The organism is Paraburkholderia caffeinitolerans (assembly GCF_902859945.1).
GTDB lineage: Bacteria > Pseudomonadota > Gammaproteobacteria > Burkholderiales > Burkholderiaceae > Paraburkholderia > Paraburkholderia caffeinitolerans.
The window spans coordinates 111954-126886 of sequence record NZ_CADIKL010000018.1 but is presented as its reverse complement, the minus strand read 5'-3'; the positions used below and the strand labels follow the sequence as shown (position 1 = coordinate 126886).

The 14933-nt window shown below is 63.6% G+C and carries 10 protein-coding genes and 3 pseudogenes; 5 read left to right on the top strand and 8 right to left on the bottom strand.

Annotation, left to right across the window (positions count from 1 at the left end; translation table 11 throughout):
• From glyA to HV773_RS19140, 3 genes and pseudogenes are all read left to right on the top strand, one after another.
• Positions 1–178, top strand: a pseudogene (glyA, locus tag HV773_RS19150) (serine hydroxymethyltransferase); the annotation flags it as partial.
• A gap of 204 nt (positions 179–382) precedes the next feature.
• Positions 383–1285, top strand: a complete 903-nt coding sequence (locus HV773_RS19145) for a DUF2950 domain-containing protein (protein ID WP_129564059.1) — start codon at positions 383–385, stop codon at positions 1283–1285.
• A gap of 92 nt (positions 1286–1377) precedes the next feature.
• Positions 1378–2433: a DUF3300 domain-containing protein gene (locus HV773_RS19140; protein WP_246282337.1), complete on the top strand. Its 1056-nt coding sequence runs from the start codon at positions 1378–1380 to the stop codon at positions 2431–2433.
• Between the two features lie 581 nt (positions 2434–3014).
• Here HV773_RS19140 and HV773_RS19135 read toward each other — a convergent pair.
• The 4 genes from HV773_RS19135 to HV773_RS19120 form a co-directional block, all read right to left on the bottom strand.
• A complete protein-coding gene (locus HV773_RS19135) occupies positions 3015–4877 on the bottom strand; it encodes an acyl-CoA dehydrogenase (protein WP_129564057.1) in 1863 nt (620 codons plus the stop codon).
• Between the two features lie 12 nt (positions 4878–4889).
• Positions 4890–5609 (bottom strand): NAD(P)H-dependent oxidoreductase, encoded by a 720-nt coding sequence (locus HV773_RS19130; RefSeq protein ID WP_129564056.1) that lies wholly within the window; start codon positions 5607–5609, stop codon positions 4890–4892.
• Between the two features lie 43 nt (positions 5610–5652).
• Entirely contained in the window at positions 5653–6420 is a 768-nt protein-coding gene (locus tag HV773_RS19125; protein ID WP_129564055.1) for an enoyl-CoA hydratase/isomerase family protein, read from the bottom strand.
• A gap of 497 nt (positions 6421–6917) precedes the next feature.
• Positions 6918–7832, bottom strand: a complete 915-nt coding sequence (locus HV773_RS19120) for a LysR family transcriptional regulator (RefSeq protein WP_129564054.1) — start codon at positions 7830–7832, stop codon at positions 6918–6920.
• Positions 7833–8000: 168 nt separating this feature from the next.
• On the opposite strand from HV773_RS19120, the gene HV773_RS19115 reads away from it, so the two are divergent.
• Both HV773_RS19115 and HV773_RS19110 read left to right on the top strand, forming a co-directional pair.
• Positions 8001–9935, top strand: coding sequence for an alkyl/aryl-sulfatase (locus tag HV773_RS19115; protein ID WP_129564053.1), 1935 nt, complete (start codon positions 8001–8003; stop codon positions 9933–9935).
• Between the two features lie 32 nt (positions 9936–9967).
• Positions 9968–11266: an MFS transporter gene (locus HV773_RS19110; RefSeq protein WP_129564052.1), complete on the top strand. Its 1299-nt coding sequence runs from the start codon at positions 9968–9970 to the stop codon at positions 11264–11266.
• Positions 11267–11312: 46 nt separating this feature from the next.
• Here HV773_RS19110 and HV773_RS36895 read toward each other — a convergent pair.
• The 4 genes and pseudogenes from HV773_RS36895 to HV773_RS19090 all read right to left on the bottom strand — a co-directional run.
• Positions 11313–11438, bottom strand: a pseudogene (locus HV773_RS36895) (4Fe-4S dicluster domain-containing protein); the annotation flags it as partial.
• Between the two features lie 62 nt (positions 11439–11500).
• Positions 11501–11803 (bottom strand): hypothetical protein, encoded by a 303-nt coding sequence (locus HV773_RS19100; RefSeq protein ID WP_129564051.1) that lies wholly within the window; start codon positions 11801–11803, stop codon positions 11501–11503.
• Positions 11804–11873: 70 nt separating this feature from the next.
• A pseudogene (locus tag HV773_RS37415) lies at positions 11874–12173 on the bottom strand (FAD-binding protein); the annotation flags it as partial.
• 312 nt (positions 12174–12485) lie between these two features.
• A complete protein-coding gene (locus HV773_RS19090) occupies positions 12486–14912 on the bottom strand; it encodes an efflux RND transporter permease subunit (RefSeq protein WP_129564050.1) in 2427 nt (808 codons plus the stop codon).
• Between the last annotated feature and the right edge of the window lie 21 nt (positions 14913–14933).

Sequence of the window (14933 nt, the reverse complement as noted above, 5' to 3'; positions counted from 1 at the left end):
GAGCGGCGTGCGCCTGGGCTCGCCGGCCATGACCACGCGCGGCTTTGGCGTGAAGGAAGCCGAGCAGGTGGGCAACCTGATTGCCGACGTGCTGGACAACCCGGAAGACGCCGCAACGATCGAGCGCGTGAAGGTGCAGGTGGCCGAGCTCACGAAGCGCTTCCCGGTCTATCGCTGATATCGGTAGCGCCATCGCAGCCGCCTGGCGATGCCGGGCAACCCGTCAAGGCGGCTCGATTTGCACCAAAACTCTCCTGGCGGGTATGGGACCAAGGTCCAATACCCGCGGGCTCCTGCCTCGCGTACGCTTGAACCGGCACTGCCCGCGGACCGGCAGCGGCGCTCCCCGCGCCGCGCGAGCCTATGTCAGGGAGACCCAGGCATGAGAACCCAGCAACACGGACTTTTCCGGCGAATCCGCATCGGCGTGGCCTGCGCGCTGCTGTTCGGCCTCGGGACGACGAACGCGCTTGCGCGCCAGCATTTCAGCACGCCTGACGCGGCGATGACGGCCTTCGGCCAGGCCGTGCTGAACAACGACGAGCCGGCGATGAAGAACATGCTCGGCGCGGATTTCCGCAACATCATCCCGCCGGTCGACGACGCCGTCCGTGAACAGTTCATCAAGGCCTGGGGCGTGGCTCACACCGTCCAGCAATCGCACGGCCGCGCGCTCATCGCAGTCGGTAACGATGGCTGGACCCTGCCCGTCCCGATCGTCAAGTCGGCCGGCGGCTGGCAGTTCGACACCGTCGCCGGCGCGCGGGAAATGCGCCTGCGACGCATCGGACGAAACGAGCTTGCCGCGATCCAGATCTTGCAGGCGATCCGCGACGCCGAAGACGAATACGCCGAGACCACCCACGACGACGGGAAGATGATGGTCTACGCGAGCAAGCTGTCGAGTTCCCCGGGGAAACACGACGGCCTTTACTGGCCGACTGGCCCGGGAGAATCCCAGAGCCCGCTTGGCCCGGCGTTCGAAGGTGCCGGCGCGCAAAACGGCGGCAAGGACGGCTATTACGGCTATCACTACAAGATTCTCACCGCGCAAGGGCCCGGCGCTCAGGGCGGCGCAGTCAATTATGTTCTCGACGGCAAGCTGTTTGCCGGCTTTGCAGTCATGGCTTGGCCGGCGCGCTACGGCGATACCGGGGTGATGAGTTTCATCGCGAACTATACGGGCCAGGTCTATCAGCGCGACCTCGGGCCCAATACCGCTGCGCACGCAGCGGCCACGCAATCCTTTGATCCCGGCCACGGCTGGAAGAAGGTGTCACCATGACGCGCCGGACCTATGCCGTTTCGTGTTGCGCCCTGCTTGCGCTTGCTGGATGCCAGAGCGCTGTCGCACCGCCAGCAGCCGGTCCGGCCGCCATGGCGCCGGGAACCGCTCTGCCCGCCGCGAGTGGCGCAAGCGGCACGAGCGGCGCGCAAGCCCAGAGCGAACCGGCGCCGTACCGGAGCGAGGAAATCGAGGCGATGGTCGCGCCGGTCGCGCTTTATCCGGACGAACTCCTGTCCCAAGTGCTGATGGCGTCCACCTACCCGATGGAGGTCGCGCTTGCCGCGCGCTGGCTCAAGGCGCATCCCGATCTCAAGGGTGAGGCCGCCATCAAGGCGGTGCAGAACGAGACCTGGGACGTCAGTGTGAAATCGCTGGTCGCGTTCCCACAGATCCTTGAGCCGATGAACGACAAGCTCGACTGGACCCAGAAGCTCGGCGACGCTTTCCTGGCCCAGCCGAAAGACGTGCTCGACGCCGTGCAGCGGCTACGTGCGCGTGCGAAGCAATCCGGACACCTCGAATCGAATGCGCAGCAGACCGTGACCGTGGAGGCCCCGGCCGGCGGAGAGACGATAGTGCGCATCGAGCCCGCTAATCCGACGGTGATCTATGTGCCGGTCTACGATCCCGCCGTCGTCTATGGCAGCTGGCCCTACCCAGGCTATCCGTACTACTACTGGCCGCCCTATCCCGCGTACTATCCCGGCGCCGCCTTCGGATTCGGCGTCGGCCTGATCGCGGCAGCGGCGATTTTCGGCAATTGCGACTGGAATGGCGGCAATGTGTACGTCGACCATCACAAAGCCACCAACATCGACCGCAATTTTGAACGCGGCCAAGCCGATGGCAACCGACGCTGGCAGCACGACGCGAAACACCGCCAGGGCGTGGCCTATCGCGACAATGCCACGCGCGAGAAATACGGCCGCGGCGGCGCCGGTACGGACGGACGCGGCGGCTTTCGGGGCCGGGACGCGACCGCCGGGCGCGACAACGGATTCCAGGGCATGGGCGGTGGCGGCAACGGCGTCCGGCAAGACATCAATCGTGCGAACACGAGCCTGCAAAGGGGCGGGGCTTCGCGCAGCAGCGGATGGGGCGGAGGAGGCTTCGGCGGCGGCAGAGGCGGTGGCAGGCGGCGTTAAGCGCGATCTTCATTCGCGCTTTGCTGCTGCGGGCCTGTTGGCAACCTACTAATTACACAGTGAAATCAAAAAATGTGATTCTCGATCACGCTGGATGACCCCGTCCAACGAGGGCTCAAACAATGGATTTCACCCCCGCAGGCTGATATCCCTGTCAAAGCCTTATCCATATTGGTCTTGGAGGTTCGGTAGATTATTGGCCCACCACAATTTCATGGTTTTAGTCGGTACCAGTTGGACGCTGGCGGTAAGACCCAGTGATGGGTAGGGTTCCGCTTTGTAACGACGCAACCGCCTGACCGACGGCGCAACCGCCCTGCCAGGCACGTTATGCCCCTTCGCTCTGCCGGGTCGGGTTCTCATTGTGGCCGCTCAGGCCCGCCTCATCGGGGATCGACCGATTAGGCGCTACCCGGTTACCCCCAGATCTACCCCCACGCACCGGCGGAACAGAATGACCCTTGAGCCGCGCGGAACATGCCGCTCCTCCCCATCTCGCCTCCTTTAGGAATCCCTACCACCGTCCCGTTTTCGCAACGAATCACTGAAGCGCCAGCGCTTGTAGTGGCTACAGCCATTGCTCAAAACCACATATCCTGCATGTCGAGCGTGGTCCGGTCGAGCGATGCAAGGAGGACCAGTTGCGGACCGACACGCGGCAACTCCCATCGATGGAAATACGCGGCAGCGGCCAGCTTGCCGCGATAGAACGCGCGCGCCTGCTCGTTGCCGGCACCGGCAAGCGCTTCGTGTGCCACGAGTGCCTGCTCGAGCCAGATCCACGCGAGCACCACATGGCCGAACGCCTCCAGATAGACCGACGCATTCGCCAGCGTCAATGCAGGATCCCCGGCCGCCCACAGCACGCGCGTCACATTTGATAGATGCGTCACGGTCTCGTCGAGCGCCCCGCCATGTTCTGCGAGCGCCGTTTCGCCTGTCGCCAACGCCCGCGCTGCGCTCGCCCGCATCCCGTCGACGAGCGCCCTAAACGCCATGCCATCGCTCATCGTCACCTTGCGGCCAAGCAAGTCCAGCGCCTGGATGCCGTGTGTGCCCTCGTGAATCGGATTGAGGCGATTGTCGCGATAGAACTGCTCGACGTTGTATTCGCGCGTGTAGCCGTAGCCGCCATGCACCTGGATCGCGAGGCTGTTGGCCTCCAGACACCATTGCGACGGCCAGCTCTTCGCGACCGGCGTGAGCAGGTCGAGCAGCAGCGAGCATCGCTGCGCTGCCTGCCTGTCGTTCGCGGCTTCGGCGATACGCTCCTCGTCGACGAGCCTCGCGCAATAGAGCGTGAGCGCGAGCGCGCCCTCTGCATAGCTCTTCTGCGCGAGCAGCATGCGGCGGATGTCCGCGTGCTCGACGAGCTTGGCCTGTGGGCTCGCAGGGTCCTTGCCGCGCACTCCCGTTGCGCGTCCCTGGGGGCGGTTGCGCGCATAGTCGAGCGCATGCAGATAGCCGGTGTAGCCGAGCGCCGCCGCGCCAAGTCCCACACCGATACGCGACTCGTTCATCATGTGGAACATGTAGGCGAGCCCCTGGCCGGGCTCGCCTACCAGATAGCCAATCGCGCCTGCCCTGCCGCGTGGCCGGTGCTTGACGCCCTCGCCGAAGTTGAGCAGACAGTTCGTGATGCCGCGATAGCCCATCTTGTGGTTCAGGCCGGCGAGCACTACGTCGTTGCGCTCGCCGCGCGAGCCATCTTCGCGAACGAGATATTTCGGCACGACGAAAAGCGAAATGCCTTTCACGCCCGGCACCAGCTTGCCGTCGGGTCCGGGGATCTTCGCGAGCACGAGGTGCACGATGTTCTCGGACAATTCATGCTCGCCGCCCGAGATCCACATCTTGTTGCCGCGTAGCCGGTACTGTGCACCGAGCGGCGAGTCGCCCTCATAGTCCGCCCGCGTGGTGATGTCCGAGAGCGACGAGCCCGCCTGCGGCTCGGACAGACACATCGTGCCGAAATAGCGGCCTTCCATTTCCGGGCGCACAAACGTATCGATCTGCGCGCGCGTGCCGTGAGCGAGCAGCAGGTTCGCATTGCCGATCGTGAGAAAAGGAAAGGTCGCCGTGCCGATGTTCGCCGCGTTGAACCACGCGAAGCCGGCTTTCTCGACCACCAGCGGCAACTGCATGCCGCCGAGCGCGTAGTCCTGTCCGGCGGCCATCAGGCCGGCCTCGCAGAACGCCGCAAGCGCACGTTTGACCTCGGCAATCACGTGCACGGTCTCGCCGTCGAAGTGCGGCTCGTGCTCGTCGTTCTTCTTGTTGTGGGTGGCGAAAAGGTCGATGGCGATCTTCTCGCAGGTGTCGAGCGCGGCGTCGAATGTCTCGCGCGAATGGTCCGCATAGCGCGCTGTCGCGGTCAGCCTCTCGACCTGCAGCCACTCGTACAGCAGAAAATCCAGATCGCGACGCGAAAGTATCAGTGACATGTCCGGGTCCCTTCAGCGTGCTTCGGTGCGTGCTGCCTTGGGGCGCAGCAAGTCGTCGAAATCGTCCATCGACGGGAACCGCAGCGGCTCAAGCTCGTCGAGTTCGCGCAGCCGGCGCCGATACTGCTCCAGCATGTCCGCGCGCTGTTCGGGCTTGATGTAGGGAACGTGCCATGCAACGAACGGCGGCAGCACGGTCATGCCCGTGTACGCCAGCGTGCCGCGCAGAATCGGCCGGAGCATGTCTTCGAGTTCCCCGTGGATGCCGCCCTCGGACAGCATGTGCTGCTGGCCGCCGATGGTCATCGCCAGCATGGCCTTCTTGCCCTTCAGTCCACCTTGGTCGTAAAAACGCATGCCGCCATAGCAGCGGCCGGAAATGAGCACGCGGTCGAACCAGCCTTTGAGAATGGCCGGCATGGAGAACCAGTAGACCGGGAAATTGAAGATCACCAGATCGGCCCATTCGAGCTTCTCCAGCTCGGCCAGAATATCGGGCGCCAGGGTTTTCTTCTCGTAGCCGTTGCGTTGCTCCAATGCGTAGATCAGGTAGTCGGCATTGGCGCGGCTGCGGAAATCGTCGCGGTCTGCAACGGCTTTCCATTGCATGGCGTAGAGATCCGAAACCACCACTTCGTGCCCCTGCGCTCTGAATTCTTCGGCGGCGAGGTTCTTCATCGATGCATTGAACGATTGAGGCTCGTTATGCGCGAACACGATCAGTACGTTCATCGCGTCGTTCTCCTTAATATCTGGGTGCGGGCAGCCGATGCCGTTACTTGGTCCGGGCCGCGGCAAGGCGGGCCTGCAGCGCGTCGATGCGCTGATGATTCTCGTCCGATCCGATATAAGTCCGGAACAGCCATTCCTGAGTCCGCATGGCGGCGTCGAGGTCGGTATTGAGCAACTGATTGGAGAGGCGCTTCGATTCGCGCAGGCACATGCGATCGTACCCAGCCATTTCGACCGCAATCGCCCGCACCGACGCAAGCAGTTCGCCTTCCGGATACACCCGGCTGACATAGCCCATGCGTTCCGCCTCCACGGCATCATAGATTCTGCCGGTCAGGGCGACTTCTTTCGCACGACCAAGCCCGATGATTCGCCACAACGGATCGAACAATGGCGTCAGCGACAGAACCACTTCGCGCTGGCCGAACCTGGCGCTACTCGAGGCATACCGGATGTCGCACATCATGGTCAGGTCGAATCCGCCTGCGATCGCTGGGCCGCCGACGGCCGCGATAACCGGCTGTGGGCAGAAGAGAATCGCGCGGTAGGCGCGATGAAAAAGCGCGGTGTACGCTTCATTCGAGACTTTTTCGAGCTTGCGGATTTCGTTGAGGTCGAATCCAGCCGAGAAATACCGCTCGCCACCCGTCAGGACGATCACGCCGACGTCTTCGCGCTCGCCGAGACTGGTAAAGAGGGTGATGATCTCTTCGAGTACATCCGGTGCAAGCGCATTGCGCTTCTCGGGGCGATTGATGGTGACTGTCGCTACGTTCTCGGCGATATCGAGCAGTAGATACTGATATTCCATTGCAGGTTCCTCATAGTGGCGCCGTCCACAGCGGTTTTAATGCCACCGTGGCGTACTCCCCTTGACCTCGAGTCCAAGCGGGTTGTGCGGGAGTCTAGGGTAATCGACACCCGGCCGCCCCTCTCTTTTCGGGGGGAAAAGCGCCGCCGCAGCGGCAGGTGATCGAGCTTTCGCCTGCCGTTCGGCAAACCTGCCGCAATTAGCTTTCCACAGCGATGGCTGAGCGTCTGCCAAGACGATGATCCTGGCGTTGCTGCCGTCGCCCGCTGCTCGTCCCATGCAATACCTAAGCGTCACAACGCCCTTGAGCACGAACACCAGCGCCGACGCCATGCCGGCGCCAAGATGGGTCAGGCGCAGCCCTTGCCAGCCGGAATCGGCGGGCTCGCTGGACAGCCATTCGGTGAACTGCCCAAATGCTGCGCTCGGCGATCGAGACCGCCATGCCCTCGTCTCGTTCTCGCAAACGGACGAACCGGAACGCAGACCTGCGCGGCTCAGTATGAAAAATTGGACGGTTCCAGCGATGCAGCTTCTATCGTCGCAATGGCACGTTGCGCGGCGGGCGAGAGGGAGCGCTGCGCCAGCCGGACAATCTCGAATCTTGCGGTCAGCCCAAGCACTTCCGGAATCTTCAGCTGAACTAGCGCACCTGCGCGAAGCTCCTGCGCGAGCGCGCGCACCGGCGCGAGCAGCACCACATCGGTAGAGGTCGCCACGCGAACGAGTGCGTGGAAATCGTTGCTTTCCACCTGAAATTGCAGGCTTTCACCGGGGCGGCAACGCAGCGCCTTGCGCAGATTCTCGTCGGCCGCTTTCGGGAACGGTACGGACGCCAGCGCGGCGCGGCGCAAGCTGGCAACGGTGGCGTCCGGCTTGAGCAATGCGTGACCAGGCCGCACAAAGCAACCGGCCGGTTCGGCCGCCAGCGGCAGGACCTCCAGATCCGTCGCAAGCGCGACGATGCGCTGCTCGACCACGACAAAATCAAGTTGCTCCGCATACAACTCGTTCAACAAGGTACGGCCGCTGTCGACTGCGGCCCTCACCTGCAGTCGGGGCCAGTTCCTCTGCAGCGTGCTCAACACGTCCCCCAGCAAGATGGCTGCCGCGAGCGGCCCCAGCCCGAATTGCACCCGGCCGATTTCATGCTGCTGGATCAGGAGCAGGTCCCGGCGCAACCCACCGGTCTCGAATGTGATGCGCCGTGCGCGCTCGAGCACCATCTGGCCCGCCGGAGTCAGCGTGACCCCGCGCGCGCCACGCTCGCATAACGCAACGCCTGCCTGCTGTTCCAGCGCCTGAATACTGCGCGTAAGCGCCGGCTGGCTCAAATGCACGCGTCTCGCAGCCGCCGCGAGCGACCCTTCTTCAGCGACGGCAATGAGGTGTTCAAGCTGCTTGAGGTTCAAGGTATGCGTCGAATGCAGAGATGCACTGAGAAATATGCACTTGAATTATATTTCGCGCGCCGCTCAAATTGGAAACCTGAAATTGGCGTCGGCGTGGCACAGAAGTCTGTCTTGCCGTGCCCCCGCCCGCAGACCCATCGTTTTGCACACCGAATCAGGATAAACCCTATGTCGAATTCCGCCGTATCGCAGCCGGCCATCATCCCGCAACCCGGCCACTTCGCAACCAAAGCCACACTCGCTGCTCACGAGCGTGCCTTGCGCGAGCTCCCGCCAGCCGACCCCATAGACGAAGCCGAAGCACGCCGCGGTTTTATCGGCACGATCCCGGACGCAGAAGTGCGCGACGCCTATGGGCGTCTCGTATGGAGCCTCGCCGACTATGCCTTTCTAGACGATCCGCAGGCGCCTGCGACGGCCCATCCGGCGCTCTGGCGTCAGGCCCGGCTCAATGCCACGCACGGGCTGTTCGAAGTCACCGAACGCATTTATCAGGTGCGCGGCTTCGACCTCTCCAACATGACCATCATCGAAGGCGACACGGGACTCATCATCATCGATCCGCTTTCCTCCAGGGAAACCGCCCAGGCCGCGCTCGAACTGTATCTGGCCCATCGTCCGAAGCGCGAGGTCGCCGCCGTCATATACAGTCACAGCCATACCGATCACTACGGCGGCGTCAAGGGCGTCATCAGCGAGAGCGACGTGCGCGCGGGCAAGGTGCAGGTGATCGCCCCGGACGGCTTTATGGAAGAAGCCGTCTCGGAAAGCATTCTGGCCGGCACGGCGATGGCCCGCCGCGGTCAGTTTCAGTTTGGCCATACGCTTGCGCGCAATGCGTGCTGCCAGATCGATGCTGGACTGGGAAAGACCGTGCCGCGCGGCGCACTGACGCTGATCGAGCCGACCCTGCTGATTCGTGAGGAAAGCGAAACGCATGTGATCGACGGTATCGAGATTGTCTTTCAGCTGACGCCCGACAGCGAAGCACCGGCCGAGATGCATTTCTTCTTTCCGCAACTGCGCGCGCTCAACCTTGCCGAAAACGGCACGAAAACGCTTCACAACCTGTGTCCGCTGCGCGGCACGAAGGTGCGCAATGCGCAACTGTGGTCACGCTATCTGGGACGCTCGCTCGAACGCTACGCGCCGCACGCCGACGTGGCATTTGCGCAGCACCACTGGCCCACGTGGGGAACCGGGCGCATCACGATGTTTCTCGAGCAGCAGCGCGACCTCTACAAGTTTCTGCACGACCAGACGCTGCGTCTGATGAATCACGGCCTGACCGCTCCCGAGATCGCGGAACGCATGAGGCTGCCGGACAGCCTCGCGGCGCAATGGCACGCGCACGGCTACTACGGTACGGTGTCGCATAACGTCAAGGCGATCTATCAGCACTATCTGAGCTGGTATGACGGCAACCCGAGCAATCTGCATGCGCTTCCCCCCGAAATGTCCGCGCCGCGTTACGTCGAGTACATGGGCGGCGCACAGGCCATGCTCGAACGCGCGCGCCGGGACTTCGAGCGAGGCGAATACCGCTGGGTAGCACAAGTGATGAATCACCTGGTATTTGCGCAACCGACCCTGCACGAGGCGCGTGAACTCGGTGCGGCCGCGCTTGAGCAAATGGGGTTCCAGGCGGAGTCGGCCACCTGGCGCAACGCCTTCCTGCTCGGCGCGCGGGAACTGCGCGAGGGGCTCGGCGACATGCCATCCTACGGCAAGCGCAGCGCCGACATGGTCAGCGCGCTGACCGACGAAATGTTCTTCGATTACCTGGCCATGCGGATCGACGGCTTCAAGGCGCAAGCGCTCGATGTACGCGTTGCGTGGCGCTTCACCGACACGGACCGTCACTACGCGCTCACGATGAAACACGGCGCGCTCACTTGCTCGACGACGGCACACACGCTGTCGCCCCACGTCACCGTGACAATGACCCGCGACGCGCTGAATCGCATTCTCATCGGACAGACCGGCTTCGCTGAAATGATCGGCAGCGAAGAGATCCACCTGGACGGCGATGCATCCGTATTTCTCACGATGCTGGGCATGCTCGATACCTTCGACGGCCGCTTCAACATCGTCGAGCCCTGAAACAGCGGGCACGCAGCACATGAGGAGACGAAATGAATACACACTATGATGCACGGTCTGCATGGCGTACGGCCACGCTGCTGCTTGTCTTCATGATGGCCAACTTCTTCGACAAGATCGTCATTGGACTGCTGGCCGTCCCCATCATGAACGATCTGAAAATCACGCCGATGCAGTTCGGCGTGCTGAGCAGCAGCTTCTTCTGGCTGTTCGCCGTCGGCGGCATTGCCGGCGGCTTCATCGCGAACCGGATCGCGGCCAAATGGGTGCTGCTCGCGATGGCGCTCGCGTGGGCGCTGTGCCAGATCCCGCTGGTGATGTCGACATCGCTGACGGTGTTCATCCTGGCACGCGTCGCGCTGGGATTAACGGAAGGTCCGGCCTATCCGACCGCAATTCACGCCGCGTACAAATGGTTTCCGCCGCACAAGCGCATCGTGCCCGTTGCGCTGTTCGGTACCGGAACCGGGCTCGGATTGCTGTGTGCGGGCGTGCTGGTCCCGCTCATCACGCTGCGGTGGGGCTGGCGCGCGAACTTCCTGTTTCTGATTGTCTTCACGCTCGCGTGGTCGGCGCTGTGGCTCATCTTCGGCAAGGAGGGCAAGCTTGACGACGCGCAGCCAGTCCCGGGCGCGCATGCCGAAATTCCGTACCGTCGACTGCTCGCCGACCCGACAGTCTTCGGCAGCTATCTGATGCAGTTCGTCGGCTACTGGAACATCGCGCTCACCTTCACATGGCTGCCGGCGTACCTGCAGAAGGGCCTCGGCTGCGATGCCGTGACGGCAGGCCGCCTCTATGCATTGACACTGGCCGGCGGCATGCCGCTGACCATCGGCGCGTCGTTTGTCGCGCAACGGCTCATCGCGCGCGGCATCCCGTCCCGGATCGCACGAGGCTGGTTCACGGCCGCGTGTCAGGTGCTCGGCGGCTTGATGCTCGTTTCCCTCTCGATCCCGAACCTTCCGCTGGCCGCGCGAGAAGTTGCCATGATCGTCGCCACGTCGCTTGGCTGCATCAGTTATGCCATTTGTCCGGCAATTCTCGGCGAGGTCACGCCGACTGCCCAGCGGGGCGCAGTTCTTGCACTCGGCACCTCCATCGCGTCGATCGCCGGCATACTCTCGCCCCTCATCATGGGGCGGTTCGTTCAGGCCGATTCGAGTGCGCACGGCTACGAGATCGCCTTCCTGCTCGGCGGCAGCGTGCTGATCGCCGGAAGCCTGATTGGCGCCATGCTTGTCAATCCTGAGCGATCCATGCTCCGCCGCGTCGAGGCATGCCAACGCGCTGACGAAAATCCAGGCATCGCAACGTCCGCAGCGAAATGAAGCCGACCCGCCCCAAGGGGCGGGTCGGCTTTAACTCGATCACGCTCGTCATCAGCACGCTCGCATCCTTCAGCGTCAGATGCGCAGGCTGGTTCTCTTCGTGATTCGTATTGGAAATGAACGCAGATAGAAGGTGGCTGAACGTGAGCTTGCCGTCGGGCTTCGGGTACTCTCGCCTGTCGGGTTATGACTCGCCGCGAGCTGGGCCGCGCGTCAGCCAGCGCCTGTCGCACTTCAGGCGAATGCGTCCGCAACTATTGCATCTGTGTCGACGCGGCCGGTACGCCTCTCGTCCGACCGTTGCGCGGCCCCCATCACCGGGCGCTGGCGAGACGGCGGGAAGACGCACCACGAGCCGTCGTCGTGCCTGAAAAAGAGGATGGAAAACGGGCCGCCGGGTTGCTGCGCTTCGACGCACACGTAGCGCCAACTCCGGCGAGTGCTGTGCCTGAAACGCGTCACGCGTGCCGTCTTTGCGCCCGCCTCGCCCAGCCACTTCTCGGCGAGCACGCGCAACGACCTTTCCCTTCTGCTCATCGACGTCTCCTGCTACACGCCCGTCATGCCGGCACCGCTATGCCGTGCCGTTCGGCTCGGCCTACCCCTGAGCGACGATCTTGCCGGTCTGACCGACTTGATAGTCGTTGGGGACATAGCCTGCGTCGACTGCCGCGCGCGATGCGTCCAGTGCGGCGTTGAGCTTGTCGGCGAGCGGCTCCAGAACCTTCGTGTAGTTCTCGCCGCTGTCCAGGCCCCGGCCGCCCGAGACGATGATCTTCGCGCTCGTGAGTTCCGGACAGTCGAGCTTCGTGACTTCGCGGCCGACGAACTGCGAGAGGCCGCAGTCCGCTGCTGCTTCGAGCTTTTCAACCGCTGCGCTGCCGCCAACGGCCGCCACGGCGATCACTTCCGTCGCCACACCGGCTTCCTTCAGACGAACGGCTTCTTCAACAGCGATCTCATCGAACGGGTTCATCGACATCTTGACGTTAGCAATATCGACGCCCGTGCCATCCGATTTCGCGCCAGCTTTCGCGTTGGCATCCACCACCCGTTTCACCGCGACCAGTATCCTCACGAAGCTCTCCTGTCCGGGCGCGCCGCAGACGCAGGGCGCGCCGATATCCGGTTGTGAGAGCAGAATACGCCGCATCTAAAGCGCTCTCCCCCTCCCCGATGCAGGGGGCGACGGTCCAGGCCCAGCCCCTGTTATGGGGCCTCATCCCCGGCAGGCGGTATTTTTGACCAGGTCCCCGCTGCGGCTCGCCGTTTTGCGCGTCTTTTTCCGCAGCAGGAAGTGGGACAGCGCCGGGATCAGCACGAGCGCACCGATCATGTTCCACACGAACATGAACGTGAGCAGCACACCCATGTCGGCCTGGAACTTGATGGGCGACCACGCCCACGTGAGCACGGAAACCGCGAGCGTCACGCCGATCAACGCAATGACCTTACCCGTAAAGCCCAGTGCTTCGCGGTACGCCGTTTCGAGCGATGCCCCCTGGCGTTGCAGCGTCAATTGAACGCTGACGAGATACAGTGCGTAGTCCACGCCAATCCCCACGCCGAGCGCCGTGACCGGCAACGTGGCCACCTTGACGCCGATGCCGAGCATCACCATCAGCGCCTCGCAGAGAATCGACGTGATGACGAGTGGCACCATCGCGACAACGACGGCGCGCCAGTCGCGGAACGTGAGAAAGCACAGCACGGTCACGGCCGCATAGACGAGCAGCAGCATCGTGCGGTTCGCCTGCTCGACGGCGATGTTGGTGGCGGCCTCGATACCCGCGCTACCCGCTGCGGGCAGGAACTGGCGCATAGGCGTGTCGTGCTGCGCGCCAAAGGCCTCAACGGCCTTGACGACCTGCTCCAGCGTCTTCGCCTTGTGGTCAGAGAGAAACGCGACGACAGGCGCCACCGACCGGGCCCCGTTGACGATCTCCGGGTTCGCGACATAGGCATCGTTGACCGCCGCCGCCGCAATGGCCGGGTCGCGGCTGATCGTCATCCAGCGTGGATCGCCCTCGAAGTCGGCGGCCGTGATGCGGCGGCTCACGCCGCTGACCGACGTGGTGGTCTGCACGCCGGGTACGTTGCGCAGCACCTGCTCGAGGTTATCCATTTCCATCAGCGTCTCGTAGCTGGCGATGCCGCCGGGCGGCGTCTTCACGATCACCGCGAACTGGTCGGTCGAGAGCGCGTAGTGGCGCGTCACATAAGCGTTGTCCAGGTTGTAGCGCGAGTTCGCCCGCAGCTCGGGTGCGCCCGGATCGAGGTCGCCGATCTTCAGATGCTGTGCCACGAGCAGGCCGCCGGCGCAAAGAGCGCCCGCGACGAGCACCGCCGCGCACGCGGGCTTGCGCCGCGTGAACGGCACGAGCAACGCCGCCAGCGCATGCCGCTCGTGCGTGCGAAGACTGCGCGCCGCAGCGCTCGCGCTCACCCCCGTATAGGAGAGCATCACCGGCAGAAAGACCAGATTCGTGAAGATCAGCACCGCAACGCCCACGCTCGCGGCCACCGCGAGCCCGCGAATCACCGGAATATCGATGAGCATGAGCACGGCAAAACCAACGGCATCGGCCAGCAGCGCGGTCAGCCCGGCGAGAAACAAACGCCGGAAGGTGTAGCGCGCCGCCACGTATCGGTGTGTACCGCGCCCGATGTCCTGCGTGATGCCGTTCATCTTCTGCGCGCCGTGCGAAACGCCGATCGCGAAGATCAGGAAGGGCACCAGAATCGAATACGGATCGAGGTCGATGCCTAGCAGACGCACGATGCCGAGCTGCCAGACAACGGCCGCGAGCGAGCAGCTAATCACGAGCGCGGTGCTGCGCGCGCAGCGCGTGTAGCCGTAGATCACCGCTGCCGCAATCGCCGCCGCGGCCGCGAAATAGAGCGCGATCTTCATGAGCCCGTGGATCAGGTCGCCCACGAGCTGCGCGAAGCCAATCACGTGAATGTCGATGCCGTCGTGCGCGTAGTCGTGACGGATCCGCTCGATCGCGTCGTGCACGGCGCGGGCGTCGAGCGGCTTGCCCGTGTCGGCGTAGTGATCGAGCAGCGGCACGAAGATCGTGCTCGAACGCAGATCGTCGCCCACGAGCGACCCCACGATGCCCGCGCGCGACACGTTCTGACGCAACCTCGCAATGCTCGCGCTGGAGCCGTCATAGTTGTCGGGCATGACGGGGCCGCCCTGAAAGCCGCTTTCCGTGACCTCGGTCCAGCGCACGACGGGCATCCACAAGGACTTCACGAAGGCACGGTCCACGCCCGGCAGCAGATAGACGCGGTCGTTCACCTCGCGCAAGATCTTCAGGTAGTGCGGGTCGTAGATCGTGCCTTTGCGGTTTTCGACCACCACTCTTACCGAATTGCCGAGCGAGCGCAACGAATCGACGTTGGCCAGGTAGTTGCGGATGAACGGGCTCGACAACGGCATCATGCGTTCATAGCTTGCGCTGACATTCGACTTGGTGGCCTCGAAGCCGAGGAACAGGGTGACGAACGCGCAAACCGCCACGATCCACAGCCGATGATTGAAAATCAGCCGTTCCAGCCGGGATCCCGAGGTCGACTCGAAATCCTCTCTTTTCTGCACGACCGGGTTCGGGTCGACACGCTCCGAATGGGGATTCATACCGATGCTCTCTTTAGGTGT

What these genes read in the sequence shown, in the direction of transcription:
- HV773_RS19140 (WP_246282337.1), top strand. Translation starts at nt 1,378, where the DNA reads ATGGCGCCGGGAACCGCTCTGCCCGCCGCGAGTGGCGCAAGCGGCACG.
- HV773_RS19135 (WP_129564057.1), bottom strand. Translation starts at nt 4,877, where the DNA reads ATGTCACTGATACTTTCGCGTCGCGATCTGGATTTTCTGCTGTACGAG.
- HV773_RS19115 (WP_129564053.1), top strand. Translation starts at nt 8,001, where the DNA reads ATGTCGAATTCCGCCGTATCGCAGCCGGCCATCATCCCGCAACCCGGC.
- HV773_RS19110 (WP_129564052.1), top strand. Translation starts at nt 9,968, where the DNA reads ATGAATACACACTATGATGCACGGTCTGCATGGCGTACGGCCACGCTG.
- HV773_RS19145 (WP_129564059.1), top strand. Translation starts at nt 383, where the DNA reads ATGAGAACCCAGCAACACGGACTTTTCCGGCGAATCCGCATCGGCGTG.
- HV773_RS19130 (WP_129564056.1), bottom strand. Translation starts at nt 5,609, where the DNA reads ATGAACGTACTGATCGTGTTCGCGCATAACGAGCCTCAATCGTTCAAT.
- HV773_RS19090 (WP_129564050.1), bottom strand. Translation starts at nt 14,912, where the DNA reads ATGAATCCCCATTCGGAGCGTGTCGACCCGAACCCGGTCGTGCAGAAA.
- HV773_RS19100 (WP_129564051.1), bottom strand. Translation starts at nt 11,803, where the DNA reads ATGAGCAGAAGGGAAAGGTCGTTGCGCGTGCTCGCCGAGAAGTGGCTG.
- HV773_RS19125 (WP_129564055.1), bottom strand. Translation starts at nt 6,420, where the DNA reads ATGGAATATCAGTATCTACTGCTCGATATCGCCGAGAACGTAGCGACA.